Origin of the sequence: Actinomadura sp. 3N407 (genome assembly GCF_052245875.1) — a bacterium.
In the GTDB taxonomy this organism is placed as follows: Bacteria; Actinomycetota; Actinomycetes; order Streptosporangiales; family Streptosporangiaceae; genus Spirillospora.
On sequence record NZ_JBQQBP010000004.1, the window covers coordinates 51697 to 75491 of the forward strand.

General features: G+C 71.6%; 19 protein-coding genes. 9 read left to right on the forward strand and 10 right to left on the reverse strand.

The features are described from left to right. The first annotated feature begins 92 nt into the window (after nt 1-92). The gene (locus ACTWPP_RS10895; RefSeq protein ID WP_443104059.1) at nt 93-941 is read left to right on the forward strand and encodes a serine/threonine-protein kinase; all 849 of its coding nucleotides are present in this window, start codon (nt 93-95) and stop codon (nt 939-941) included. A 10-nt stretch (nt 942-951) separates the two neighbouring features. Here the strand turns inward: ACTWPP_RS10895 and ACTWPP_RS10900 are convergent, their stop codons facing one another. From ACTWPP_RS10900 to ACTWPP_RS10910, 3 genes are read right to left on the reverse strand one after another with little or no spacing between them, the layout of a single operon-like run. Next, nucleotides 952-2106 carry an OmpA family protein gene (locus ACTWPP_RS10900; protein WP_443104060.1) on the reverse strand — a complete coding sequence of 385 codons (1155 nt, stop codon included), beginning with the start codon at nt 2104-2106 and terminating at the stop codon, nt 952-954. 5 nt (nt 2107-2111) lie between these two features. After that, entirely contained in the window at nt 2112-2684 is a 573-nt protein-coding gene (locus tag ACTWPP_RS10905; protein ID WP_443104061.1) for an OmpA family protein, read from the reverse strand. A 5-nt stretch (nt 2685-2689) separates the two neighbouring features. Beyond that, entirely contained in the window at nt 2690-3265 is a 576-nt protein-coding gene (locus ACTWPP_RS10910) for a hypothetical protein (protein ID WP_443104062.1), read from the reverse strand. A gap of 103 nt (nt 3266-3368) precedes the next feature. Between ACTWPP_RS10910 and ACTWPP_RS10915 the strand changes: the two genes are divergently transcribed. The 6 genes from ACTWPP_RS10915 (at nt 3369) to ACTWPP_RS10940 (ending at nt 10171) form a co-directional block, all read left to right on the forward strand. After that, on the forward strand, nt 3369-4019 hold the full coding sequence (locus tag ACTWPP_RS10915) for a hypothetical protein (protein WP_443104063.1): 651 nt from the start codon (nt 3369-3371) through the stop codon (nt 4017-4019). A 454-nt stretch (nt 4020-4473) separates the two neighbouring features. Next, nucleotides 4474-5304, forward strand: a complete 831-nt coding sequence (locus ACTWPP_RS10920) for a hypothetical protein (protein ID WP_443104064.1) — start codon at nt 4474-4476, stop codon at nt 5302-5304. Nucleotides 5305-5316: 12 nt separating this feature from the next. After that, nucleotides 5317-7326, forward strand: coding sequence for a fumarate reductase/succinate dehydrogenase flavoprotein subunit (locus ACTWPP_RS10925; RefSeq protein WP_443104065.1), 2010 nt, complete (start codon nt 5317-5319; stop codon nt 7324-7326). After that, the gene (locus ACTWPP_RS10930; protein WP_443104066.1) at nt 7323-8093 is read left to right on the forward strand and encodes a succinate dehydrogenase/fumarate reductase iron-sulfur subunit; all 771 of its coding nucleotides are present in this window, start codon (nt 7323-7325) and stop codon (nt 8091-8093) included. Before ACTWPP_RS10925 ends, ACTWPP_RS10930 begins: the two co-directional genes overlap by 4 nt. A 326-nt stretch (nt 8094-8419) precedes the next feature. After that, the gene (locus ACTWPP_RS10935; RefSeq protein ID WP_443104067.1) at nt 8420-9118 is read left to right on the forward strand and encodes a Crp/Fnr family transcriptional regulator; all 699 of its coding nucleotides are present in this window, start codon (nt 8420-8422) and stop codon (nt 9116-9118) included. A 51-nt stretch (nt 9119-9169) separates the two neighbouring features. Then, nucleotides 9170-10171 (forward strand): LysR family transcriptional regulator, encoded by a 1002-nt coding sequence (locus ACTWPP_RS10940; RefSeq protein WP_443104068.1) that lies wholly within the window; start codon nt 9170-9172, stop codon nt 10169-10171. Here the strand turns inward: ACTWPP_RS10940 and ACTWPP_RS10945 are convergent. From ACTWPP_RS10945 to ACTWPP_RS10970, 6 genes are all read right to left on the reverse strand, one after another. Next, the gene (locus tag ACTWPP_RS10945; RefSeq protein ID WP_443104069.1) at nt 10168-11946 is read right to left on the reverse strand and encodes a tetratricopeptide repeat protein; all 1779 of its coding nucleotides are present in this window, start codon (nt 11944-11946) and stop codon (nt 10168-10170) included. The two genes, ACTWPP_RS10940 and ACTWPP_RS10945, sit on opposite strands and share 4 nt — an antisense overlap. A gap of 94 nt (nt 11947-12040) precedes the next feature. Then, a complete protein-coding gene (locus tag ACTWPP_RS10950; RefSeq protein ID WP_443104070.1) occupies nt 12041-12787 on the reverse strand; it encodes an arginase family protein in 747 nt (248 codons plus the stop codon). An 84-nt stretch (nt 12788-12871) separates the two neighbouring features. Beyond that, a complete protein-coding gene (locus tag ACTWPP_RS10955; RefSeq protein ID WP_443104071.1) occupies nt 12872-13624 on the reverse strand; it encodes a succinate dehydrogenase/fumarate reductase iron-sulfur subunit in 753 nt (250 codons plus the stop codon). Nucleotides 13625-13626: 2 nt separating this feature from the next. Then, on the reverse strand, nt 13627-15564 hold the full coding sequence (locus tag ACTWPP_RS10960) for a fumarate reductase/succinate dehydrogenase flavoprotein subunit (protein ID WP_443104563.1): 1938 nt from the start codon (nt 15562-15564) through the stop codon (nt 13627-13629). A gap of 2 nt (nt 15565-15566) precedes the next feature. Beyond that, the gene (locus tag ACTWPP_RS10965; protein ID WP_443104072.1) at nt 15567-16256 is read right to left on the reverse strand and encodes a succinate dehydrogenase cytochrome b subunit; all 690 of its coding nucleotides are present in this window, start codon (nt 16254-16256) and stop codon (nt 15567-15569) included. A gap of 198 nt (nt 16257-16454) precedes the next feature. Next, nucleotides 16455-17720 (reverse strand): PP2C family protein-serine/threonine phosphatase, encoded by a 1266-nt coding sequence (locus ACTWPP_RS10970; RefSeq protein ID WP_443104073.1) that lies wholly within the window; start codon nt 17718-17720, stop codon nt 16455-16457. A 375-nt stretch (nt 17721-18095) separates the two neighbouring features. Between ACTWPP_RS10970 and ACTWPP_RS10975 the strand changes: the two genes are divergently transcribed. After that, nucleotides 18096-19823 carry an ABC transporter transmembrane domain-containing protein gene (locus tag ACTWPP_RS10975; protein WP_443104074.1) on the forward strand — a complete coding sequence of 576 codons (1728 nt, stop codon included), beginning with the start codon at nt 18096-18098 and terminating at the stop codon, nt 19821-19823. Then, a complete protein-coding gene (locus ACTWPP_RS10980) occupies nt 19820-21628 on the forward strand; it encodes an ABC transporter ATP-binding protein (protein ID WP_443104075.1) in 1809 nt (602 codons plus the stop codon). Before ACTWPP_RS10975 ends, ACTWPP_RS10980 begins: the two co-directional genes overlap by 4 nt. Here the strand turns inward: ACTWPP_RS10980 and ACTWPP_RS10985 are convergent. Further along, nucleotides 21606-23687 carry a prolyl oligopeptidase family serine peptidase gene (locus tag ACTWPP_RS10985; RefSeq protein ID WP_443104076.1) on the reverse strand — a complete coding sequence of 694 codons (2082 nt, stop codon included), beginning with the start codon at nt 23685-23687 and terminating at the stop codon, nt 21606-21608. The two genes, ACTWPP_RS10980 and ACTWPP_RS10985, sit on opposite strands and share 23 nt — an antisense overlap. Nucleotides 23688-23795: the final 108 nt, after the last annotated feature.

Below are 23795 nucleotides of genomic sequence, written 5' to 3' on the forward strand. Positions count from 1 at the left end.
GGACACCCAACGCCCCCGATTTGTTGACATTGGGCCGGAAACCGGACACCGCGGGGCGGTGCCGGCTGGGACATTTCCGTACGATCGTTGCCGTGAACGCGGGGTGGGTGATCGGCGGTCGGTTCACCATGCTCGACCGGATCGGGACGGGGGGAACGAGCCGTGTGTGGCGGGCGTACGACCACGGGGAGGGGCGTTACTGCGCGGCCAAGCTCGTCCGGCAGCGGGGTCCCACGTCGATGCTGCGGGTCGTGCGCGAGCGGGCGCTGCGGCTGGCGCATCCGCATGTTCTGACCCCGTACGCGTCGTGCATGGCGGCCGACGATGTGCTCCTGGCGATGGACCTGGTGAGCGGTGGTTCGCTGGAGACGCTCCTCGGGGACTACGGTCGGCTTCCCCCGGCGTACGCGGCGGAGGTTCTGGACCAGCTGCTGGCCGCGTTGAGTCACATCCACGGCGCCGGGGTCGTGCACCGGGATGTGAAGCCCGCGAACCTGCTGCTGGAGCCGAGTCCGGTGGGGGCACCGCACGTACGGCTGGCGGATTTCGGGATCGCGCTGGGGGACGACGGGATGCGGTTCACCACGACGGGCTTCACCGTGGGGACGCCGGGATACCTGGCGCCCGAGGTGCTCGACTGGAACCGTCCGGGGCCGCGCCAGGATCTGTACGCGGCCGGCATGGTCTGCTGGCGGATGCTGACCGGTGCGGGCGACCCCGAACCCCGGCAGCGGGTGGGGGCGCCGCCCGCCGGGGTCCCGCCCAGGCTGTGGGCGGTGGTCGCGCACCTGTGCGCCGCGGACCCGGCCCAGCGGCCCGGCGACGCCGACGCCGCTCGCCGGGCACTGGCCGCATGCGGTTTCCAGTTGCAGTTCCCCATCCGCACGCTGGACGGGGAGCGCCTGCAGATCTTCGACCATCTGGGCCCGCCGCCCCGTTGACGGGGACGCGTCAGGAGTGGGTGGCCGAGATGATGACGCGGCGGTTCTTCGCGCGGCCTCCCGGGTCGTCGGAGCCGTCGGGCTTGGTGTTGGGCGCGGCCGGTTTCGTCTCGCCGTAGCCGGTGGCCTTCAGGCGGGAGCGGTCGATGCCGCCCTCGGTGGCCAGCCAGTCGACGATGGCCTGCGCGCGGCGTTCGGAGAGCGTCTTGTTGGACGCGGGGTCGCCCTTGGAGTCGGTGTGGCCGTCCACCTGGATGGGGGCGCCGGACGGGACCTCCTTCCGGATCGACCTGGCCACCTCGGCGAGCCCGTCCGCGGCGTCGGGCTTGATGTCGGCCCTGCCGAAGTCGAACAGGACGTCCGCCTCGATGTTGTAGGCGATCTTGTCGTCTCCCTTGAGGACCTGGCCGGGGCCGGCGACGTACGACTTGAGGACCGCCGCCTCGACGCTGACCGCCGGGATGCTGACGGCGGGGATGCTGACGGCGGGGACGCTGACGGCGGGGACGCATTCGTGCTCGTCGTTGCAGGCGGACCCGCGGACCACCGCGCCCCGGACCAGCGCTCCCCGGACGAGCGCCCCCCGGACCAGCGCTCCGCGCACCACGGCGCCCACGATCTCGCCCTCCCTGGTCGGTTCCGTCTGGCAGACCTCGTTGCGGGCGACGGCGGAGCGGCTGACGGCCGAGCGTGAGACCGCCGTGCGCTCCACCGGCTTGATGTCGATCCCAGGGGCCTTGACTCCGGGGATCCGCACGGCCGGGATGGCCACGCCGGGAATCGTGACGCCGGGGATGGAGACCCCGCCGAGGCAGCCGCCGGGGGCCGGGCTGTGCTCGACGCACTGTGCCGGGATGTGCTCGGCCGGGATGTCGACGCCCGGGATCGTCACGGCCGGGATCTTCTGGCCGCCGATCGTCGCCGCCGGGATGTGCACCGGGTCGGCGTGGACGGCGGGAATGTCGACGGCCTCGATCAGCCGGCCGCCGTTCGGGCAGCTCGTCGGCTCGGGCCCGGGGGACGACGGCGAGGGGGAGACCGGCGCTGGGCCCGTGGACGCTCCGCCCGCCTCGTCCTTCGGGCGTCCACCGTCCCCGAGGCCGCACGCGGAGATGAGCAGGCCGGCGGCGACCGCCGTGACGAGGATCCTTGAGGCGCGCTTCACGGTGGTCAGCCCTTCTCGTAGGTGATGTCGACGCGGCGGTTCTTGGCGCGGCCCGCGGGGTCGTCCTTGCCGCCGTTCTCGTTGGGGGCGACGGGTCTGGTCTCGCCGTGGCCCTCGGCCTCGATGCGCGGGCCCGCCCCCTTCAGAGCGCGCTGCAGTTCGGCCTTGACCGCTTCGGCGCGCTGCTTCGACAGGGTCATGTTGTAGTCGTCGGGACCGACCGAGTCGGTGTGGCCGGACACCTGGACGGCGCCGTTGACGTCGCGCAGCCGTTCCGCGAGTCCGGTGACGCGCCGTTCGGCGGCGTCGGTGAGGGTCGCCTTGCCGAAGTCGAACAGGACGTCCGCCGAGATGCGCACGGTGACCTGCTCGCCGTTGTCCTCCTCGGTCTCCAGGGGGATGACCGCCTCGGACAGTTCGATGTCGTTCACGTACCTGGCCGCGTCGATGGTGCGCACGGACTTGGCGATGTTGGAGTCTGGGACGTCCGGTGCCGCTCCGGCCACCGCCGGTACCGCCATCACCGGTACGGCCATCACCAGGCCGAGGACGCTGGTGACGAGGATCGTGCGGCGCATGCCGGTCACCGCTCGACCGGGATGTTGCGGAAGGTGGGCCATGAACCGATCTGCACGTCCACGGCCTTCACGTTCTCTGGCGGGGCGGCGAAGGTGTAGGAGAAGTTGCCGGTCTGGTTGTTGGCGATGTGCGTGAAGATGTCGTCGGTCTCCATCTCGTCGCCGCTGGAGTCCTTCACGACCACGTACCGCTTGAGGTTCACGGGGTCGATCAGGGAGGTGCCGAGGCCGTTCTTGCCGTTCAGTTCGTAGGGGTTGGGGTTGGTCTCGCCGCCCGGCGGGATGTGCGGGGTGAACTGCGTGGTGAGGATCGCCAGCTTGCCCCTGACCTTGATGCCCATGATCGCGATGTCGATCTTGGCTCCGGACGCGATCGGGGAGTCGAAGGTGCCCTTGGTCACCGGCTCCCCGGCGGCGTCGAAGCCGGGTTCGCCGCCCTGGACGGTCTCGCCCGCCGCCCCCTCGGCCCGGCCTCCGCCGGACGCGGAGTCGGAGCCGCCCTCCAGCACGGAGCAGCCGGTCAGCCCGGTGAGGAGCAGTGCCACGGCCGTGGCGGTCGCCAGGCGATGTGTGAGCCGCATGGTCGGTCCTTCCAGGTTCGTCGCATATGCAAACGTTATTTTCCATGGCACCATGGTCATGAGCGGTGCGCCGTGTATGCGTCCGCGAATCTAACGTTTGCACTTGCGAATCGTCAAGGGGTTGATGGGATTGACCGTCGCCGAGGACACGGTGGTCCGGAACCGCGCGCTGCAGACCGAGTGGTACGGCGAGCCGCTCGGCGACCGCGTCCGCCCGCTCCTCGACCGGCTCGCGCTCTCGCAGTCCGGCCTGGCCGGCGTGCTCGGCCTGTCCGCGCCGATGCTCTCCCAGCTGATGTCCGGCCAGCGGGCGAAGATCAGCAACCCGGCCGTGCTGCACCGGCTGATGGCGGTCGAGGAACTCGTCTCCGGGCCCGCGTTCGACGCGATGACCGCCGCCGAGATCAAGGAACGCCTGGAGGAGATCCGGGCCGAGTCGGCGGCCACCACCACGGGGTTGCGCCTCACCACCCCCGAGCGCGTCCCGTCCGGCCGTGCCTCCGGCGAGCATCCCCGCGCCTCCGGCGAGCGGGCGGCGGGCGACGCGGCCGCGGGCGCCCGGCGTCCCGCCGAGTCGGCCCGCCTCGTCCAGACCGTTCTGCGGGAGGTCGCCTCCGCGGCCGAGATCGAGGCCGCCGCCGAGCTGATCGCCGAGCGCTATCCGGATCTCGCGGAGGTCCTGCGCGTGTACGGCAACGGCCGTGCGAGCGAGGCGGAGGCCCACTTCGTCCGGACGATCCTCGGCCAGGCGTAGTCCGGGGCACCCCACCCTTACGCTCCGTGAGCGGGTCCGGGTCGTTCGCGGGCGGGCCCGGAGACGACCGGACGGGTCATGCCGTTGTGCGCTCGTCTCGATTCCCCTGGGCCATAACAACTGGTTATGGATGGCGGCCGGTGCCGATGGGCCGTCAGAGGACTAAAGTCTGTGGTCAGGCTCACATGCGGGTCTGCCTGTTGTGTATGTCACAGCTCCCGGAAGGTGGCGTAGGGTCGCTTCGCTAGAAGCGCACACGAGGCGTCACCGCCCGCATGCGGCACGGCTTCCGGTCGCCGTCAGGCGGCCCGGGCCGGGACGCATGGCCATCGGCTCTGGCGCATGGGCCGGCGGCTCACGCGCACGAGGCCGGCGGCCGGGGGCGCGACGGCCGAACGAGTGCGCTCAGACCGTGGTACGGGGCCACGACGACCCGAGCTCAGGAGAGCGATCGATGAGCACTGTGGAGGCGCCGGCGAAATCGCGCGCCCAGTTCAAGGAACGTACGCTCCGCAAGGACAACTGGCGCCTGTATCCGGTGTCGATCTTCGTGATCTTCACGGCCTGGGTGGTGTACGCGACCATCCGGGCCTTCTGGGGCGCCGCGTTCTACGTGCCGGAGTTCCACTATCTGACGCCGTTCTACTCGCCGTGCCTGAACGACATCTGCAACAACGTGACGGTGAACGGCCATACCGGCAGCGCGGCGGAGTTCGGGACGTTCCTCCCTGCGGGCACCCGCGGCTGGATCCCGTTCGCGGCGATCTCGCTGCCCTTCCTGCTGCTGTTCCGGCTGACCTGCTACTACTACCGCAAGGCGTACTACCGCTCGTTCTGGGCGTCGCCGGCCGCGTGCGCCGTGCGGGAGCCGCACGCCAAGTACACCGGGGAGCGGCGCTTCCCGCTGATCGGGCAGAACCTGCACCGCTACTTCTTCATGGCGGCCGTCCTGATCTCCCTGATCAACACCTACGACGCGATCCTCGCCTTCCATGGCAAGGACGGCGGGTTCGGCATCGGGCTCGGCACGCTCATCCTGGTCGGGAACGTGATCCTGCTCTGGCTGTACACCCTGTCGTGCCACTCGTGCCGGCACATCGTCGGCGGGCGGCTGAAGAACTTCTCCAAGCACCCGTTCCGGTACCGGATGTGGGGCTGGGTGTCCAAGATCAACGAGCGGCACGGCACATACGCGCTGATCACGCTGGGCTCGCTGGTGGTGGCCGACCTCTACGTGATGCTGGTCGCCAGCGAGACCATCTCCGACCTGCGTATCTTCAACTGAGGCCAAGGAATCATGACTGAGATCGAGAGGCACTCGTACGACGTCGTGGTGATCGGCGCCGGCGGTGCCGGGCTGCGCGCGGCGATCGAGGCGCGCCTCCAGGGCAAGAAGACCGCGATCATCTCCAAGTCGCTGTTCGGCAAGGCCCACACGGTGATGGCCGAGGGCGGGGCCGCGGCCGCGATGGGCAACGTCAACGACAGCGACAACTGGATGGTCCACTTCCGCGACACGATGCGCGGCGGCAAGTTCATGAACAGCTGGCGGATGGCCGAGCTGCACGCCAAGGAGTCCCCGGACCGGGTCTGGGAGCTGGAGCTGTGGGGCGCGCTGTTCGACCGCACCAAGGACGGCAAGATCAGCCAGCGCAACTTCGGCGGGCATGAGTACCCGCGGCTGGCGCACGTCGGCGACCGGACGGGCCTGGAGCTGATCCGCACCGCCCAGCAGAAGATCGTCGCCCTCCAGCAGGAGGACCACGCCGAGCACGGCGACTACGAGGCCAACCTCAAGGTGTGGTCCGAGACGACGGTCACCCGGCTTCTGAAGGACGACGACGGCAAGATCTGCGGCGCGTTCGGCTACGTCCGCGAGACCGGCAAGTTCGTCGTGTTCGAGGCGCCCGCCGTGGTGCTGGCGACCGGCGGGATCGGCAAGGCGTTCAAGGTCACGTCCAACTCCTGGGAGTACACCGGGGACGGCCACGCGCTGGCGCTGCTGGCGGGCGGGACGCTGCTGAACATGGAGTTCGTGCAGTTCCACCCGACCGGCATGGTCTGGCCGCCGTCCGTCAAGGGCATCCTGGTGACCGAGTCGGTGCGCGGCGACCGCGGCGTCCTGCGGAACTCCGAGGGCAAGCGGTTCATGTTCGACTACATCCCCGAGGTGTTCAAGGACCAGTACGCCACCACCGAGGAGGAGGGCGACCGCTGGTACGACGACCCCGCGAACAACAAGCGTCCCCCCGAGCTGCTGCCGCGTGACGAGGTGGCCCGCGCGATCAACTCGGAGGTGAAGGCCGGGCGGGGATCGCCGCACGGCGGGGTGTTCCTCACCGTCGTCGACCGGATGCCCGGCGGCGCCGCCGAGATCGTCAGGCGGCTCCCGTCGATGTACCACCAGTTCAAGGAGCTGGCGGACGTCGACATCACCAAGGAGGCGATGGAGGTCGGCCCGACCTGCCACTACGTGATGGGCGGCGTGGAGGTCGACCCCGACACGGGGGCGGCGCTGGTGCCGGGGCTGTTCGCCGCGGGCGAGGTCTCCGGCGGCATGCACGGCTCGAACCGGCTCGGCGGCAACTCGCTGTCGGACCTGCTGGTCTTCGGCCGGCGGGCCGGGCTCGGCGCGGCCGAGTACGTGGACGGGCTGCCGGAGCGTCCCGCCGCCTCCGCCGCCGAGATCGAGGCGGCCACGGCGGAGGCGCTCGCGCCGTTCGAGCGGGAGGGCGGCGAGAACCCCTACGCCGTTCACGCCGAGCTCCAGCAGACGATGAACGAGCTGGTCGGCATCATCCGCAAGGAAGAGGAGCTGAAGCAGGCCCTGGAGGCGCTCGGGAAGCTCCGTGAGCGGATCGCGAACGTCAGCGTCGACCCCGTCGCGGTGGGCGACGGCCGCGGCTACCACCCGGGCTGGCACCTCGCGCTGGACCTGCGCAACATGCTGCTGGTGTCGGAGGCGGTCGCCAAGGCGGCGCTGGAGCGGCAGGAGAGCCGCGGCGGCCACACCCGCGACGACTACCCGGAGATGTCGGCGGACTGGCGGAAGATCAACCTGGTCTGCTCGCTGGCCGGCGACCCGTCCTCCCCGCACGTCGGGCTGAAGCGGCAGGAGATGACGCCGATGCGCGACGACCTGCTCGAACTGTTCGAGAACGACGAGCTGAAGAAGTACCTGACCGCCGAGGAGCTGCCGGCGGAACTGGCCGAGGAAGCCAAGGCCGAGGAGGCGGAGGCGGCGGCCGGGTCCGGCGCGACCGCCGCGGACGCCGCCGAGGAGAAGGACGAGGAGGGCGACCGATGAGCTACGAGGCCAAGTTCAAGGTCTGGCGCGGTGACGACGGCGACGGTGAGCTCGTCGACTACACCGTCGAGGTGAACGAGGGCGAGGTCGTCCTCGACATCATCCACCGGCTGCAGGCGACGCAGGCCCCCGACCTCGCCGTCCGGTGGAACTGCAAGGCGGGCAAGTGCGGCTCGTGCTCCGCGGAGATCAACGGCATGCCGCGGCTGCTGTGCATGACCCGGATGTCGACGTTCGACCCGGAAGAGACGGTGACGGTCACGCCGATCCTGACGTTCCCGGTCATCCGCGACCTGGTCACGGACGTGTCGTACAACTACCGGAAGGCGCGGGAGATCCCGTCGTTCGACCCGGGCGACGCCAAGCCCGGCGAGCTGCGCATGCAGCAGGAGGACGTGGAGCGTTCGCAGGAGTTCCGCAAGTGCATCGAGTGCTTCCTGTGCCAGGACGTCTGCCACGTCATCCGCGACCACGACGACAACAAGGAGAACTACGCCGGCCCGCGTTTCCTGATGCGGATCGGTGAGCTGGAGATGCACCCGGCGGACGTGGCCGACCGGCGCAACATCGCGCAGGACGACCACGGCCTCGGCTTCTGCAACATCACCAAGTGCTGCACCGAGGTCTGCCCCGAGCACATCAAGATCACCGATAACGCCCTGATCCCGATGAAGGAGCGGGTCGTGGGCCGCAAGTACGACCCGGTGGTGTGGCTCGGCAGCAAGCTCGGCATCGTCAGGAAGGGCCAGGACACCCCGTCCGCCTGACGGCCCCCGGCCGTCCCCGGTGCCTTTTCGTGAACGTCCCCCACCGCCCCGCGCGGCGGGGGACGTTCACGTTCCGCCGTGGGAACGGCGCTCTGGCAAGCGGCGCTCCCGGAGCACGGCGGGCGGCGTGCCCCCGGACCGCCGCCCGCCGTTCCGCCGTTCCCTTGAACGCCGTGGACGCTGGACGGCCTGCCGACCGCACACGCCGCGGCCAACACTCGTGCACCTCCGGAAATTCGAACAGGGAATAGTGCACACAACGCGTGATGGATTCGTGATTGTCCTCCGGGGCCACGGAAAGCCCGGGGCCCTTTAGCGTGGTGGGCATGAGCGCCCTCGAACCGGGTTCGTTCCTTGCCGATCTCACCTCGGCGGAACGTGCGGACCTGGAGTCCCGCGGCCGCGTCCGCGACTTCGAACGGGGGGACACGCTGTTCGTCGAGGGGGAGCAGCCCGGCTGGGTCGCCGTCCTGCTGAAGGGCCGGGTCAAGGCGTTCTCCTACCGTGAGCAGGGCGGCGAGGCGCTGCTCGCGGTGCGCGGCCCGGGGGCGCTCCTGGGCGAGGTCGCAGCGATCGACGGGCTGCCGCGTTCGGCGTCGGTCGCCGCCCTCGAACCGGTGCGGGCGATCGCGGTCACGGCGGACGAGTTCATGGCGTTCCTGCAGGCCCACGGCCGCGTCTCCATCATCATCATGCGGATGCTGTGCCAGCGGTGGCGTGACGCCGACCGCAAACGCGCCGAGTTCGGCATGTTCGACGCCACCGGCCGTGTCGCGCAGCGCCTCGTCGAGCTGGCCGAGCGGTTCGGTGTGCCGTACGACCGCCGGACGGGTCCGGGGGAGGGCGGCGAGAGCGTCCGCATCACGCTGAACCTGTCGCAGGAGGAGCTGGCCGGCTGGGTCGGCGCGTCCCGTGAGGCGGTCAGCAAGGCGCTCCGGACGTTACGCGCGCACGGGTGGATCGAGACGGGACGGCGGCGCCTGATCGTCCATGACCTGCAGGCCCTCCGCCGCCATGCCCGCTGAGCCGGCGCCCGCGTGCGAGCGCGCGGACCGGCGACCCGTACTCTGTGCAGGATGCAGTTGCAGCAGCTCGCCTACTTCGTCGCGGTCGCGGAGGTACGCCACTTCACGCAGGCCGCCGAGATCCTGCGGGTGGCGCAGCCTTCGCTGTCGAAGCAGATCCGCGCGCTGGAAGCCGAGCTGAGCGTCTCCCTGTTCAGCCGTGCCCGGGGCAACATCACCCTGACGCCCGCCGGTGAGGCTCTGCTGCCGCTGGCCAAACGCATCCTGGCCGATGTCGACACCGCCCGCCTGGAAGTGCAGGAGCTCGCCGGCCTCAGACGCGGCCGGGTACGGCTCGGCGCCACACCGTCCCTCTGCGCGGGCCTACTGGCGGACGTCCTGCGCCGTTTCCACGACGCGTACCCGGGGATTCAGCTCCTCGTCGAGGAGGGCGGCTCGCGTGATCTGGTCCGGGAGCTGACCCGCGGCTCCCTGGACATGGCCCTGGTCATCCTCCCGCTGCAGGGTGACCCGCCACTGGACACCACCCCCATACTGCGCGAGTTCCTGGTGGTGGCCTCCCCGACGGGTGCCGGCACGGGCATCCCGGCGGGTTCCCTGAAGGCGGCGCAGCTGCCGCGCCGTTCGTACCTGCGCATCGAGGATCTGCGGAACCGTCCGCTGGTGATGTTCCGTCCCGGCTACGACCTGCGTGAGGCGACCATCAGCGCCTGCCGGGCCGCCGGGTTCGAGCCCAGGTTCGCGGTGGAGGGCGGCGAAATGGACGCCGTCCTGCGCTTCGTCGAGGTGGGTCTGGGCATCGCGGTCGTCCCGAGCATGGTCCTCGCGGGACGGCCCGGCCTGCGCGGTACCCCGCTCGTCCTGGCCGACGACGAGGCGCGCCGCGGCCGCCACGGCCCCGGCCTGCTCCGCACGATCGCGCTCGCCCACCGCAAGGACGTAGAGCTGACCCACGCCGCCCGCGCCTTCCAGAACACCCTGGAAACGTTCCTGGTGGAAGCCGGTCTGGCCGGCAGCCTCCCGGCCGGCGTCGAAACCCTCGTCAACGACTAGAACGCAGGGTCACGTGCTCCGTCGTCGGCGAGGGAGCGGAGGCGGGCGAGGACGCCTGCCGTCTGGGGTGTCTGAAGGTCTTCGAAGATGGCGAGGGCCCTGATCCAGCAGTCGCGGGCGGCGTCACGGCGTCCCATGTGCAGGTGGGCCCGGCCGAGGTTGTAGAGGGTTTCGCCCTGGCCCGGACGGTCGCCGGCCTCGCGGAAGGCGTCGAGGGCCTTTTCGTAGTGCGCGATGGCGGCGTCGAAGTCGCGCTGTCCGTGGCGGCAGTAGCCGAGACCGTGCCGGGCCCAGCCTCTGGCGCGGGGTTCGGCGGCGATGGCGTGGGCCTGTTCGAAGCAGCCGAGCGCTGTGGTGAACTCGCTGAGGCCCGCGTACGCGTACCCGAGGGCGGTCAGGGCCAGGCCGGCGCTGTGGTGTTCCCCGGCTTCGCGGGCCAACTGGGCGGATCTCCGGTGGTGGTCGACCGCCTCGCGGAACCGCTGGAGGCGGCGGCAGGCGTAGCCGAGGCCGTGCAGCGCCCAGGCCTCGCCACGCCGGTCGCCGAGCCGGTGGAAGACGTCGCGGGACGCGGTGAAGAAGCCGACCGACTCCTCGTAGCGCCAGCGGTGCTGGCTGGCGTGGCCGAGCCCGGCGAGGGCGTAGGCGATGCCGCGGTCGTCGCCGACGTGCTCGGCGGACGCGAGGCCGGTGCGGAGCGCCTCGATCCAGTCGGTCCACGGGCTGCGGAGGAAGAAGAACGTCCACAGGGCGAGGGGGAGCCGCCACGCGATGTCGTGGTGGCCCTCGTCGGCGGCGACGCGGGCGGCGGCGATCAGGTTGAGCCGCTCGGCCTCGCACCATTCGCGGGCCTCGTCCGCCGACGTGAATTCGAGGGGGCGGCATGGGGTGTCCGGCAGCGTGAGCGTCGCGGTGATGCGGTCGGGGGAGAGAACGCGGCGGGCGTTGTCGGCGGTGCCGAGGTACCAGGCGAGGACGCGCCGGACGGCGTCCGCGCGTTCGTCCTCGGTGAGCCCCGGGTGGAGCGCGGGAACGCGGTAGCGGCCCTCGGCGCGCTCGTCCAGGGAGAGGTCGCCGAGCAGGGCGCGGGTCTCGTCCGCGGGGACGTCGAGGAGGGCGGCGGCGGCCGGGACGGAGATCTCCGTGCCGGGGTGCAGGGACAGGAGGCGCAGGGTGCGGGTGGCGCCGGCGCGGGTGTCCGGGAGCCGTACCCATCCGCGGGCGCGGGTCTCCTTGACAGAGACGTCCACGGGACGGTATGCGGGGGCGTCGCATGTCGGGCACTGCCGGACGACCTCCTGGTAGAACCAATCGGACGCGATCAGCGCGATGACGCCGGGGGAGCCGGCGAGGGCGTCCTTGAGCGGCCCGGCGTCCAGCATCCGGCATGCCTTGGTGATCGCGGTGCCGGTGACGCCGTGGTCGTCGTAGTGGACCTCCCCGGCGTGCACGGCGACGCGGATCTTGATGCGCGCCCCCGGCGGTGCGCTGCTGTTGTGCCGTTCGATCAGGCCCGCCAGTTTCAGCGGGAACGGCCCGGCCAGCCGTTCCTTCGGCACGTCGGGGTCGATGAGGACGAGCGCGCCGTCACCGCGGTCCTCCCACTCAAAGGACATTTCGGGCACGCCGGAATCGACCAGGGCCTCGGGCAGGGCCTTGAACAGGCCGCTGCGCACGGCGAGCTGGTCCCAGTTCGTCCGGCCCCCGTAGCCCTGGACGTCCACGCACAGAATCGACCGGTGCACCGCGAGCGACGCCTCAGCGATACCGTGCATCGGCCCATGCTGATGCACTGGCTTATGCACGTGCACACCGTACTGCAAGATCGCATCCTGATCGGGCGATCGCGCGCACGTCCGCGTGGCCGGATCAGGCGGTCAGGAGGTCCCTCAGAAGGCGGGCCCGGACCGTGTCGTCGTCGCCCTCCGGCGGATGCCAGGGGCACGCGATGTCCAGCGCCGCCACACGGCCGGTCGCGATGACGCGCCGCACCGACGCGAGCACGGCGTCATACGACGGCCCGCCCCCGACCGGGTACTTCAGGCCGGGCAGCTCGCTCTCGTCGATCACGTCGACGTCGACGTGCAGGACGAGCGGCCCGCCGGGCAGGACGACGTCGTCCACCGGGCAGCGCCGGACCTTCGACGTGGCCAGGAACTCCGCCTCGGCCGGGTCGAGGTCGCGGGCGTCCACCAGGACGGCGCGCTCCTCGGCCAGCGGGCGCAGCCCCAGCCGGTCCGCGAGCAGCTCGGGGTGGTCGCCGATGATCTGCCGCAGCGGCATCCCGCCGAGATAGCCGGACGTGGAGCTCTCCGGCGAATGGATGTCGCCGTGCGCGTCGAACCAGACGATGGAGGCGTCCACGCCCGCCCGCTGGACGCCGGCGAGGACGGCCTCGGCGACCAGGCAGTCACCGGACACCACCGACGGCCTCGTCCCACCGGTGACCTGGTCGGCGACCTCGGCGGAGACCAGTTCGAAGAGCGCGGCGAGGCGCTCCCAGATGTCGCCCTCCGGCAGCTCCCGCGTCACCGGGATGAACTCCGGACCGGGCAGAGGAAAGGACGAGGCGGGCAGCCGTTCGTCCTGGTGGTAAGGGACCAGCGTGATCGTCATGCGTCCACAGTAGAAGGCCGGCGCGAAAGACCCCGCCCGGTTTTCCGGGCGGGGCCTGGTCGAGGGGCCTGCGAAGGCGCCGGGTCAGCGCTTCTTGCCGCCCGCGGCCGCCTTCAGGTAGTCGTGATTGAGCTGTCCGATGACGTCCAGCGGGATGCCCTTCGGACAGGCGACGGTGCACTCGCCGGTGTTGGTGCAGCCGCCGAAGCCCTCCTCGTCGTGGGTCTCCAGCATCGACACGACCCGGTCCCAGCGTTCCGGCTGCCCCTGCGGCATCAGCCCGAGGTGGGTGATCTTGGCGCCGAGGAACAGCGCGGCCGAGCCGTTCGGGCAGGCCGCGACGCACGCGCCGCAGCCGATGCACTCGGCGGCCTCGAACGCGCGGTCGGCGTCCGGCTTCGGGACGGGCGTCGCGTGCGCCTCGGGGGCGGTGCCGGTCGGCGCGGTGATGTAGCCGCCCGCCTGGATCATCCGGTCGAAGGCCGAGCGGTCGACGACCAGGTCTTTCACGACCGGGAACGCCTTGGCCCGCCACGGCTCGACGTCGATGACCTCGCCGTCCTCGAACTTGCGCATGTGGAGCTGGCAGGTCGTGGTGGCGCGCTCCGGGCCGTGCGGGGTCCCGTTGATGACGAGGGAGCACATGCCGCAGATGCCCTCGCGGCAGTCGTGGTCGAACGCGACGGGCTCCTCCCCGGACGCGATGAGCTTCTCGTTGAGGACGTCCAGCATCTCCAGGAACGAGGCGTCGGGGGAGATGTCGTCGAGCTCGTACTCGACCATCCTCCCCTTGTCCCGGGGACCGCTCTGGCGCCAGACGCGCAGTGTGAGCTTCATGATTACTTGTACGACCTCTGGCTCGGCTTGACGTATTCGAAGTTCAGGGCCTCCTTGTGGAGGACGGGCTGCTCGCCCTCCCCGGCCCACTCCCAGGCGGCGACGTAGCCGAAGTTGACGTCGTCGCGCTTGGCCTCGCCGTCCTCGTCCTGGCTCTCGGCCCGGAAGTGGCCGCCGCAGGACTCGGTGCGGTGCAGCGCGTCGATGACCATCAGCTCGGCCAGCTCGAAGAAGTCGGCGACGCGGCCCGCCTTCTCCAGTTGCTGGTTGAGCTCCTCGCCCTTGCCGGTGACCTTGACGCGCTCCCAGAACTCCGCGCGCAGCGCCGGGATGAGGTCGAGGGCCTTGCGCAGCCCCTCCTCGGTGCGCTCCATCCCGCAGTACTCCCACATGAGGTGGCCGAGCTCGCGGTGGAAGGAGTCGACGGAACGGTCCCCGTCGACCGACAGCAGCCTGTCGATCTGCGACTTCACCCGCTCCTCGGCCTCCACGACCGCGGTTCCCGCGACGGGGCCGAGGCCGGTGCGGGCGATGTAGTCGCCGATGGTGTTCGGCAGGACGAAGTAGCCGTCGGCGAGGCCCTGCATCAGCGCGGACGCGCCGAGACGGTTCGCGCCGTGGTCGGAGAAGTTCGCCTCTCCGATGACGAACAGCCCGGGGATGCTGGACTCCAGGTCGTAGTCCACCCACAGCCCGCCCATCGTGTAGTGGACGGCGGGGTAGATGCGCATCGGCGTGTCGTACGGGTTCTCGCCGGTGATGCGCTCGTACATGTCGAAGAGGTTGCCGTACTTGGCCTCGACCTTGTCGCGGCCGAGCCGCTCGATGGCGTCCGCGAAGTCGAGGTAGACGCCGAGGCCGCCGGGGCCGACGCCGCGTCCCTCGTCGCAGACGTTCTTGGCGGCGCGGGACGCGATGTCGCGCGGGACGAGGTTGCCGAAGGACGGGTAGATGCGCTCCAGGTAGTAGTCGCGCTCGTCTTCGGGGATGTCGGACGGCCTGCGCGTGTCGCCGCGCTCCTTCGGCACCCACACGCGTCCGTCGTTGCGCAGGGACTCCGACATCAGCGTCAGCTTGGACTGGTGGTCGCCGCTGACGGGGATGCACGTCGGGTGGATCTGCGTGTAGCACGGGTTGGCGAACAGCGCGCCGTGCCGGTGGGCGCGCCAGGACGCGGTGACGTTCGAGCCCATCGCGTTCGTGGACAGGAAGTACACGTTGCCGTAGCCGCCGGACGCGAGCACGACCGCGTCGGCGGTGTAGTTCTTGATCTCGCCGTTGATCAGGTCGCGGACGACGACGCCGCGGGCCCGCCCGTCCTCCATGATCAGGTCGAGCATCTCGTGCCGCGGGTACAGCTCGACGTTGCCGGCGTCGACCTGCCTCATCAGCGCCTGGTAGGCGCCGAGGAGCAGCTGCTGGCCCGTCTGCCCGCGGGCGTAGAAGGTGCGGGAGACCTGCGTCCCGCCGAACGAGCGGTTGTCGAGCAGCCCGCCGTACTCGCGGGCGAACGGGACGCCCTGCGCGACGCACTGGTCGATGATGGTGCGGGAGATGTCGGCGAGCCGGTACACGTTCGACTCGCGGGACCGGAAGTCGCCGCCCTTCACCGTCTCGTAGAACAGCCGGTACACGCTGTCGCCGTCGTTGCGGTAGTTCTTGGCGGCGTTGATGCCGCCCTGCGCGGCGATCGAGTGGGCGCGGCGCGGGGAGTCCTGGAAACAGAACTGCTGGACGTGGTAGCCCGCCTCGCCGAGGGTGGCGCCGGCCGAGCCGCCCGCCAGGCCCGTCCCGATGATGATGATCTTCTTCTTGCGCTTGTTGGCGGGGTTGACCTGCTTGGCCTCGAACCTGCGGGTCGTCCAGCGGTCCTCGATGGCGCCCGCCGGCGCCTTGGTGTCGGCGATCGGCTCGCCGGACTTGTAGAAGCTGTCGGTCATGGTCAGCTCACCCATCCGAACGTGATGGAGACGGGGACGGCGATGAAGCCGAGCGTCACCAGTGCGGCGACGGTTCCGGCGAGGCCGCGCAGGAGGCGGTCGCTGCGCGGGCCGCGCAGCCCGAGGGTCTGGAACGCGCTCCAGATGCCGTGGTGGAGGTGCAGGCCGACGAGCAGGAGCGCGACGACGTACCAGACGGTGATGTACCAGCGGGACGGGTCGAAGTCGGCGACCATCCGCTGGTAGGGGGTGTCGTCGGCGCCCAGCGGGTTCACGACGAAGAACGTCAGGTCCAGCAGGTGCCAGACGACGTAGAACGCGATGATGACGCCGCCGTACCGCATCGTGCGTGTGGCATAGCCCTGCGCGTGCGACTTCCTCTTCGACCGGTACTTGACGGGACGGGCGGCCGAGGCGCGGCGCGCGAGCGACACCGCCGACCACATGTGCAGGACGATGGCGACCACCAGCACGACCTCGATGAGGGTCAGGACGGTCCGGTACGGCACGGCGGGCTCGCCCATCGTGCGCAGCCAGTGCGCGTAGTGGTTGAAGTCCTCCGCGCCGTAGAAGATCTTCAGGTTCCCGACCATGTGCGCGACCAGGTACAGCACGAGGATGCCGCCGGTCACCGCCATGACGGCCTTCTTGCCGACGGTCGATCGGTAGATCGCAGGTATCGCTATAGCCACCTCTGAAAGCTATGTCGACCTGGGCCGAGAGTTCCAAGTCATCAGCGCGCTCGTTTCGATAGCCGCAGGCTATGGACGCAAGCAGAACGGGCGTTGAGCCCGTTTCGTGATGGACGGTGCGGTGAGTGACTTCACAGGACGTTCCGGAACCCGCTCCCTGCGTGATCCAGACGACATTGACGGGTCAGGGCGGGCGCGTCAGAAGTGCGACGGGCGGCCCGCGCCGACCGGATCGTCCTGCCGCGACAGCAGCAGCACCGCGAGGTCGTCGGTCAGGGCGTCGCCGTTGAGGCGCTCGACCTCGGTGACCAGCTCGTCGATGAGGGACCGTCCCGTGGCGCCGCCGCCGCGGGCGGCGCGAGCCAGGTCGACGAGGCCGTCGGTGCCGAGCCGGTCCGAGCCCGCGCCGACCTTCCCCTCGATCAGGCCGTCGGTGTAGAGCATCAGCGACCAGGACTCGCCGAGATCGATCTCGGTGGTGGGCCACTCGGCGCCGGGCACCAGGCCGAGCGCCGGGCCGTGCGCGTACTCGGGGAGCGCCGTCACCTCGCGGCCGGCGGCGTCGCCGGAGCCGCCTTCCCCCGGGGACTCGCGGAACAGCAGCGGCGCGGGGTGGCCGGCCAGGTGCATCCGGGCGGTCCGCCGCGACGGCGCGATCGTGATCATGCAGAGGGTGGTGAAGATCTCCTCGCTGCGGCGCTCGTGGCCGAGGACCGTGTCGAGGGTGCCGAGGAGCTGGTCGCCGGTGTGCCCGGCCAGCACGAGCGTCCGCCACGCCATCCGCAGCTGGACGCCGAGGGCCGCCTCGTCGGGACCGTGCCCGGCGACGTCCCCGATCACCAGGTGGACCGCGCCGCCCTCGGTCTGCACGGTGTCGTAGAAGTCGCCGCCGAGCAGCGCCCGGCGCCGGCCGGGCCGGTAGCGGGTGTGGTGCCGCAGCGACGGGTCGTCGATCAGCGGGACGGGCAGCAGGCCGCGCTCCAGCCGGGCGTTCTCGCGGCCGAGGATGCGGGCCTCGACGAGCCGCCGCTCGGTCTCCTCCGAGCGCTTGCGCTCGATGGCGTAGCGGATGGCGCGGGCCAGCAGCGGCGGGTCCACCTCCTGCTTGACGAGGTAGTCCTCGGCGCCGGCGGCGACGGCCTGCACACCGAGGTGGGCGTCGTCCAGGCCGGTGAGGACGACGACGGCGGCCGGGCCGGAGAGGGCGAGCACCTGCCGCAGCCCGTCGAGCCGGTCGAGCCCGGGGGCGGACAGGTCCACGATGATGCACTGGGTGCGCCGGGTCAGCACGCGCCTCGCGGTGGCCAGGTCGCCGGCGACCGTGATCTCTGCGTCCATGCCGCTCTCGGCGAGCATCTTCTCGACCATGAGGACGTCGGAGGGGTCGTCGTCGATGAGGAGCAGGTCGGTCCTGTCCTCGGCCCCCGGCGTGAAGGGATACGTCTGATGACTGATGGTGCTCACTGGGCTTCCGGAAGAAGTCGGGCTGGCGACTGGCTGAATAGTCTTCGTCCGGCCTGGACCTGGGACCTGGCCGCGGGAACCTCCCGAGGACGAAAATTATTCACATGGCAACGGTCACGGCGTTCCGCTTTATTCCTGCGGCTGCAGGGAGCGGGACGGGGCCGCGCCGGGGAAGCGGCATTTGCCTAGCCGCCGGGGTCCCGGCTCAAGGAGCGGAGGACGCATCGCTCCGTAGACCCAGACCTTAGCGTGTCCAAACCGCCCGACGCACCCCCGGGGCGCGTCCGAGTTGGCGGTTAAGGACAGTCCGGAACCGATCGGCGCTGCCGAAAAACCAGTCGAACTTCGGACGTTCCGCTGCATAACCTTCGTCCCGTGAAGCCGTTGCCGGAGAAAGATCCGGGCAGCCCCGATCACAGATCCCCCGCGCGCTATCTGCTGTGGCTGCTGCGCGTCCAGTGGCGCAGCTGCACCGCCGGCGCGGTCCTCGGCGTGGTCTGGATGCTCGCCCAGGCGCTCATGCCCGCCGCGATCGGCCGCGCCCTCGGCGACGGCGTCGCGGCGCGGGACGAGCGCGCCCTCGTGACGTGGTGCGCCGTGCTGCTCGGCCTCGGCGCCGTGCAGGCCGCGACCGGCGCCGTCCGGCACCGGTTCGCGGTGTTCAACTGGCTGGCGGCCTCGTACCGGACGGTCCAGCTCGTCACCCGGCAGGCCACCCGGCTCGGCGGGACGCTGCCGAAGCGGCTGAGCGCGGGCGAGGTGGTGAGCATCGGCATGTCCGACGTCATCCACATCGGGAGCGCCCTGGACATCGTCTCGCGGGGGTCGGGCGCCGTGGTCGCCATCGTCGCCGTCGCGGGCATCATGCTGTCCACCTCCCCGCCGCTCGGCCTGATCGTGCTGGTGGGCGTCCCGCTGATCCTGGCGATCGCCGCGCCGCTGCTGCGTCCCTTCCGGGACCGGGAGCTGGCGCACCGCGAGCTGGTCGGCGAGCTGTCCTCGCACGCCACCGACCTGGTCGCGGGCCTGCGGGTGCTGCGCGGCATCGGCGGCGAGCCGCTGTTCTCCGGCCGCTACCGCGCCGAGTCGCAGCGGGTGCGGGCGGCGGGGGTGGCGGTCGCGCGGGCCGAGACCCGGCTGAACGGCGCCGAGGTGCTGCTGCCCGGCCTGCTGATCGCGCTGGTGACCTGGGCCGGTGCCCGGTTCGCCGTGCGGGGGACGATCGGCGTGGGGGAACTCGTCGCGTTCTACGGCTACGCGGTGTTCCTCATCATTCCGCTGAAGACGCTCGGGGAGGCCGCGGGCAAGATCACCAAGGCGCTGGTCGCGGCGGGCCGCGTCACCGCCCTCCTGGAGATCGACCCGGAGCTGCCGTACGCCGGGACCGCCCGCCCGGCGGCGTCCGCCGAACTGGTCGACATCGCCTCGGGGCTGGTCGTGCGTCCCGGCCGGGTCACCGGGGTCGCGGCGGCGGGCCCGCGCGACGCGCAGGCCGTCGCCGACCGGCTCGGCCGGTACGCGCCGGGTGCGGTCGACTTCGGCGGCGTCCCCCTGCACAACGTCGCCGCCGTGCGGAAACGGATCCTCGTCGCGGTGAACGAGGACCGCCTCTTCGCCGGGCCCCTCGCCGAGAGCCTCGCGCCGGAGGGGTACCGGAAAGGCGACGAGGCCGCGCTGCGAGCGGCCGTCCGCGCCGCCTGCGCCGAGGACGTCGTCGACTCCGTCGGGCTGGACGCGCACGTGGTCGAGGCGGGGCGGGAGTTCTCCGGCGGCCAGCAGCAGCGACTCCGCCTCGCACGGGCACTCGTCGCCGACCCTGACGTCCTCGTCCTGGTGGAACCGACCAGCGCCGTCGACGCACACACGGAGGCGCGCATCGCCGACAGGTTGGGCCCAGCGCGCGCGGGACGCACCACCGTGGTGTTTACGACGAGCCCGCTGCTGCTGGACCGGGCCGACCACGTGGCCTTCGTCCAGGACGGCCAGGTCGTCGCGGAAGGAACCCACCGCGACCTCCTGGACACGGAGCCGCGCTACACGGCGACCGTGACCAGGGGCGAGGCCACGACCAAACGGGAGACCGCGGAAAGGGCGGGAACGTGAGCGCCGAGACACTGCCGGTCGCCGCACCCGCGCAGGTGCGCGCGTATGCGCGGCGCCTCGTCCTGCGGCATCCCCGGGACCTCGCCGTGGTCCTCTCCCTGCACGCGCTGGCCGCCGTGACGGGCCTCGTGACCCCGCGCCTGCTCGGCGCCCTGGTCGAGGACGTCCGCGACGGCCGGGCCGACATCGACACGACCGGCCTGGCCATCGCCGCGTTCGTCGTCGTCCAGGGAATCCTGACCCGGTACGCCTACCTCGCGTCCGCGAGACTCGGCGAGCGGGTGCTGGCCGGGCTGCGGGAGGAGTTCGTCGACCGCGTCCTGGCGCTGCCCCTGTCGCGGGTCGAGCGCGCCGGCACCGGCGACCTGGTCACCCGCGCGTCCCGGGACGTGGACACGCTGAGCACCTCCGTCCGCTACGCCATGCCGGAGACGCTCGTCGCCATCGTCGTCGGCGGGTTCACGGTCGGCGCGCTGATGCTGAACGGCCCGCTCGTCGCGCTGCCCGCGCTGGTCGGCGTCCCGATGCTGTGGGCGGTGATGCGCTGGTACCTGCCCCGCGCCCACCGCGGCTACCTGCGGGAGAACGAGGCGTGGTCACAGATCGCCGACGGGCTGACCGAGACCGTCCAGGGCGCCCGGACGGTCGAGGCGCTCGGCCTCGCCGGCCTCCGGCACGCGCGCGGCGACGCCGACATCGCGGCCTCGTACAAGGCCGAGCGCTACACGCTGCGGCTGCGCACGGTGCTGTTCCCGGTCGCCGAGATGGGCTTCGTGCTGCCGGTCGTGGCGACACTCCTGTGCGGCGGCCTCCTCTACATCCACGACATGGCGTCCCTCGCGCAGGTGACCGCCGCGACCCTGTACGCGCAGCAGCTCATCGAGCCGGTCGACACGGTGCTGTCATGGCTGGACGAGCTGCAGCTCGGCGGCGCGTCCCTGGCCCGCCTGCTCGGCGTCGGGAACGTCCCGCCCGACCGCGCGCCGAACGGCCGCCGCCCCGACGGCGAGCGGCTCACGGCACGCGACGTCCGCTACGCCTACCGTCCCGGGCAGGACGTCCTTCACGGCATCGACCTCGACCTGAGACCCGGTGAACGTCTCGCGATGGTCGGGCCCAGCGGCGCGGGCAAGTCCACGCTGGGCCGCCTCCTCGCCGGGGTGGACGGGCCTCGCTCGGGCACGGTGACTCTGGGCGCCGACGGCGCTCCGGGAGGTGTGGGAGGTCGGCCCCCCTCGGACGGCATCGGCGCGGAAAGCGGCGTCCCGCTCGTGGAGCTGGCGCTGGACGACCTGCGCGGCCACGTCGCCCTGGTCACCCAGGAGCACCACGTGTTCCGCGGCACCCTCCGCGAGAACCTCGCGATGGCCCGCCCGGACGCGTCCGACGCCGGCATGGCCGAGGTCCTCGCGGCGGTCGACTGGGACGGCCCCGGCCTCGACAGCGTCGTCGGCTCCGGCGGCGAGACGCTGACGCCCGCGCAGGCGCAGCAGCTCGCGCTGGCCCGGCTCGTCCTGGCCGACCCGCACACCCTCGTCCTGGACGAGGCGACCTCGCTCCTCGACCCGCGCGCCGCCCGCCGCCTGGAGCGCTCGCTCGCCGCCGTGCTGGACGGCCGGACCGTCGTGGCGATCGCGCACCGCCTCCACACCGCCCACGACGCCGACCGTGTCGCCGTGGTGGAGGACGGCCGCATCACCGAACTGGGCACCCACGACGAACTGATCGCCGCGGACGGCCCCTACGCGGCCCTGTGGAGAAGCTGGCACGGCACTGGGCCGGTCAGCGGGCCAGGGACTGCTTGAGGTAGTCGACCTGGAGGTGGAGGAGGTTCTCCGCGACCACCTCCTGCGGGGTCATGTGGGTCACGCCCGACAGGGGCAGGACCGCGTGGGGACGTCCCGCGGCCAGGAGTGCGGACGACAGGCGGAGCGTGTGGGCGGCCACCACATTGTCGTCCGCGAGACCATGGATGATCATGAGGGGGCGTTTCAGTTCCCCGGCCATCTCGATGAGGGAGTTGGCGGCGTAGTTCTCCGGCTCCTCATCGGGGTGGCCCAGGTAACGCTCGGTGTAGTGGGTGTCGTACAGGCGCCAGTCGGTGACCGGGGCACCGGCGATGCCGGCGTGGAACACGTCCGGGCGGCGCAGCACGGCCAGGGCCGCGAGCCAGCCGCCGAACGACCAGCCGCGGATGCCGACGCGGTCGAGGTCGAACGCGTCCCGATGCCGCCGCGCCGCCTCGATCAGCGCGGTGACCTGGTCCTCCAGGATCGGCTCCACGAAGTCGCCGCGGACGGCGCGTTCCCACGCGGGGCCGCGTCCCGGGGTGCCGCGGCCGTCGGCGATCACGACGGCGAAGCCCTGGTCGGCGAGCCACTGCGGCTCGCAGTACGCCCGCTGGACGGCGAGGACCCGCTGGGCGTGCGGGCCGCCGTAGGGGTCCATGAGGACGGGCAGGCGGCCGTCACCGGGCCGCCACCCGGCCGGCAGCAGCACGGCCGTGCGGATCTCACGGTCGCCCGACCGCAGCAGTTCCACCCGCGGCGTGATCACCGGGGTCTCGGCGAGCGAGACGATCGGGTGGGTACCGGACGGCCCGCGCACCTCGATCTCCACGCCGGGACGGTCCGGCCGCGCCCCCGTCACCACGGTGATCTCGCCGGAGCGGGTGCCGCCGAAGACGCCCCGCCCCTCGGTGTGCCGCATCACCTCGCCCCGGTCGCAGGAGTAGAGGTGGATCTCGGTGGGCTCCTCCGAGGCGGTGAACAGGATCGAGTCGCCCTCCACCCCGATGACCGACCGGACCTGCAGGCCGGCGGGCGTGACGGGCGCGCCGGCGACGGTGAGCCGGCGCGTGTCGGTCTCGCGGTCCTCGGTGACCCAGACGAGGTCGCCGCCGCCCGTCCGGACGGGCAGCCCGGGGACGATCTCCGTCCAGACCGCGTCGTGCTCGTTGTGCAGGAGGGTCGTGGCCCCGTTGGACGGGTCGACCCGCAGCACCCGCTGGGACCGCTGGTCGCGCGGCTGCACGACGATGAGCAGGCCGTGCCGGTCCCAGGAGGCCGTCACGACGTAGGGGAACTCGCCGCGGTCCCAGGCGACGCCGACCCGGCCGCCGTCGACCTTGAGCAGCACCAGCGACACCAGCGCGTTCGGCGTGCCCGCGGCCGGGTAGGCGATCTCGGCGGGCGGCGACTCCGGGTTGGCGGGGTCGGCGATGTGCCAGCGCTGCACCGGCGTCTCGTCGACCCGCGCGGCCAGCAGCGTCCCCCCGTCCGGTGACCACCAGTGGCCGCGCATCCGGTCCATCTCCTCCGCCGCGACGAACTCGGCGAGACCGTAGGAGATCTGCTCGGACTCCGGCTGCACGAGCGCCCGGTCGCCCGTGCCGTCCATCTCGATCAGCCGCAGCGTCCGGCCCGACACGTACGCGATCCGGCGCCCGGCCGGGTCGGGACGCGGGTCGAAGACCGGCGACTGCGCGGGCAGCTCGCGGACGAGCCCGGTGTCGAGGTCGGCGACATGAAGGCGCCCGCCCAGGGTGAAGACGGCCTGCCGCATCGCCCGGTCGGTGGCGTACCCGACGATGCCGCCCGCCTGCTCGCGGGCGCGCTCGCGCCGGGCCCGCTCCTCGGCCGGCAGGTTCTCCTCGCCCGGGACGTCGAGCGCCGCCGGGTCGGCGACGCAGCGCTCCTCGCCGGTGGCGGTGTCCAGCGTCCACAGGCAGGTGACCGGGTCGTCGCCCGCCCTGGTGCGCAGGAACGCGACGCGCGAGTCGTCGGGCGCGATCTGGAAGGCGCGCGGGACGCCGAGGCTGAACCTTCGCGTGCGGGCGCTCTGCCGCGGATAGCTGATGCTCATGGCATCCGAGTCTGCCAGTCCGGCGTCCGCCGGTACGGGGACGGTGCCGAAGTACCGGGCACGGTGACCTCCCGGGCCGTATGATCACGGGTCGTCGCTTGATGGACG

Coding starts and splice junctions, on each gene's coding strand:
- ACTWPP_RS10985 (WP_443104076.1), bottom strand. CDS start 23,687: ATGAGCATCAGCTATCCGCGGCAGAGCGCCCGCACGCGAAGGTTCAGC.
- ACTWPP_RS10910 (WP_443104062.1), bottom strand. CDS start 3,265: ATGCGGCTCACACATCGCCTGGCGACCGCCACGGCCGTGGCACTGCTC.
- ACTWPP_RS10960 (WP_443104563.1), bottom strand. CDS start 15,564: ATGACCGACAGCTTCTACAAGTCCGGCGAGCCGATCGCCGACACCAAG.
- ACTWPP_RS10935 (WP_443104067.1), top strand. CDS start 8,420: ATGAGCGCCCTCGAACCGGGTTCGTTCCTTGCCGATCTCACCTCGGCG.
- ACTWPP_RS10950 (WP_443104070.1), bottom strand. CDS start 12,787: ATGACGATCACGCTGGTCCCTTACCACCAGGACGAACGGCTGCCCGCC.
- ACTWPP_RS10955 (WP_443104071.1), bottom strand. CDS start 13,624: ATGAAGCTCACACTGCGCGTCTGGCGCCAGAGCGGTCCCCGGGACAAG.
- ACTWPP_RS10930 (WP_443104066.1), top strand. CDS start 7,323: ATGAGCTACGAGGCCAAGTTCAAGGTCTGGCGCGGTGACGACGGCGAC.
- ACTWPP_RS10925 (WP_443104065.1), top strand. CDS start 5,317: ATGACTGAGATCGAGAGGCACTCGTACGACGTCGTGGTGATCGGCGCC.
- ACTWPP_RS10920 (WP_443104064.1), top strand. CDS start 4,474: ATGAGCACTGTGGAGGCGCCGGCGAAATCGCGCGCCCAGTTCAAGGAA.
- ACTWPP_RS10945 (WP_443104069.1), bottom strand. CDS start 11,946: ATGCACGGTATCGCTGAGGCGTCGCTCGCGGTGCACCGGTCGATTCTG.
- ACTWPP_RS10940 (WP_443104068.1), top strand. CDS start 9,170: ATGCAGTTGCAGCAGCTCGCCTACTTCGTCGCGGTCGCGGAGGTACGC.
- ACTWPP_RS10905 (WP_443104061.1), bottom strand. CDS start 2,684: ATGCGCCGCACGATCCTCGTCACCAGCGTCCTCGGCCTGGTGATGGCC.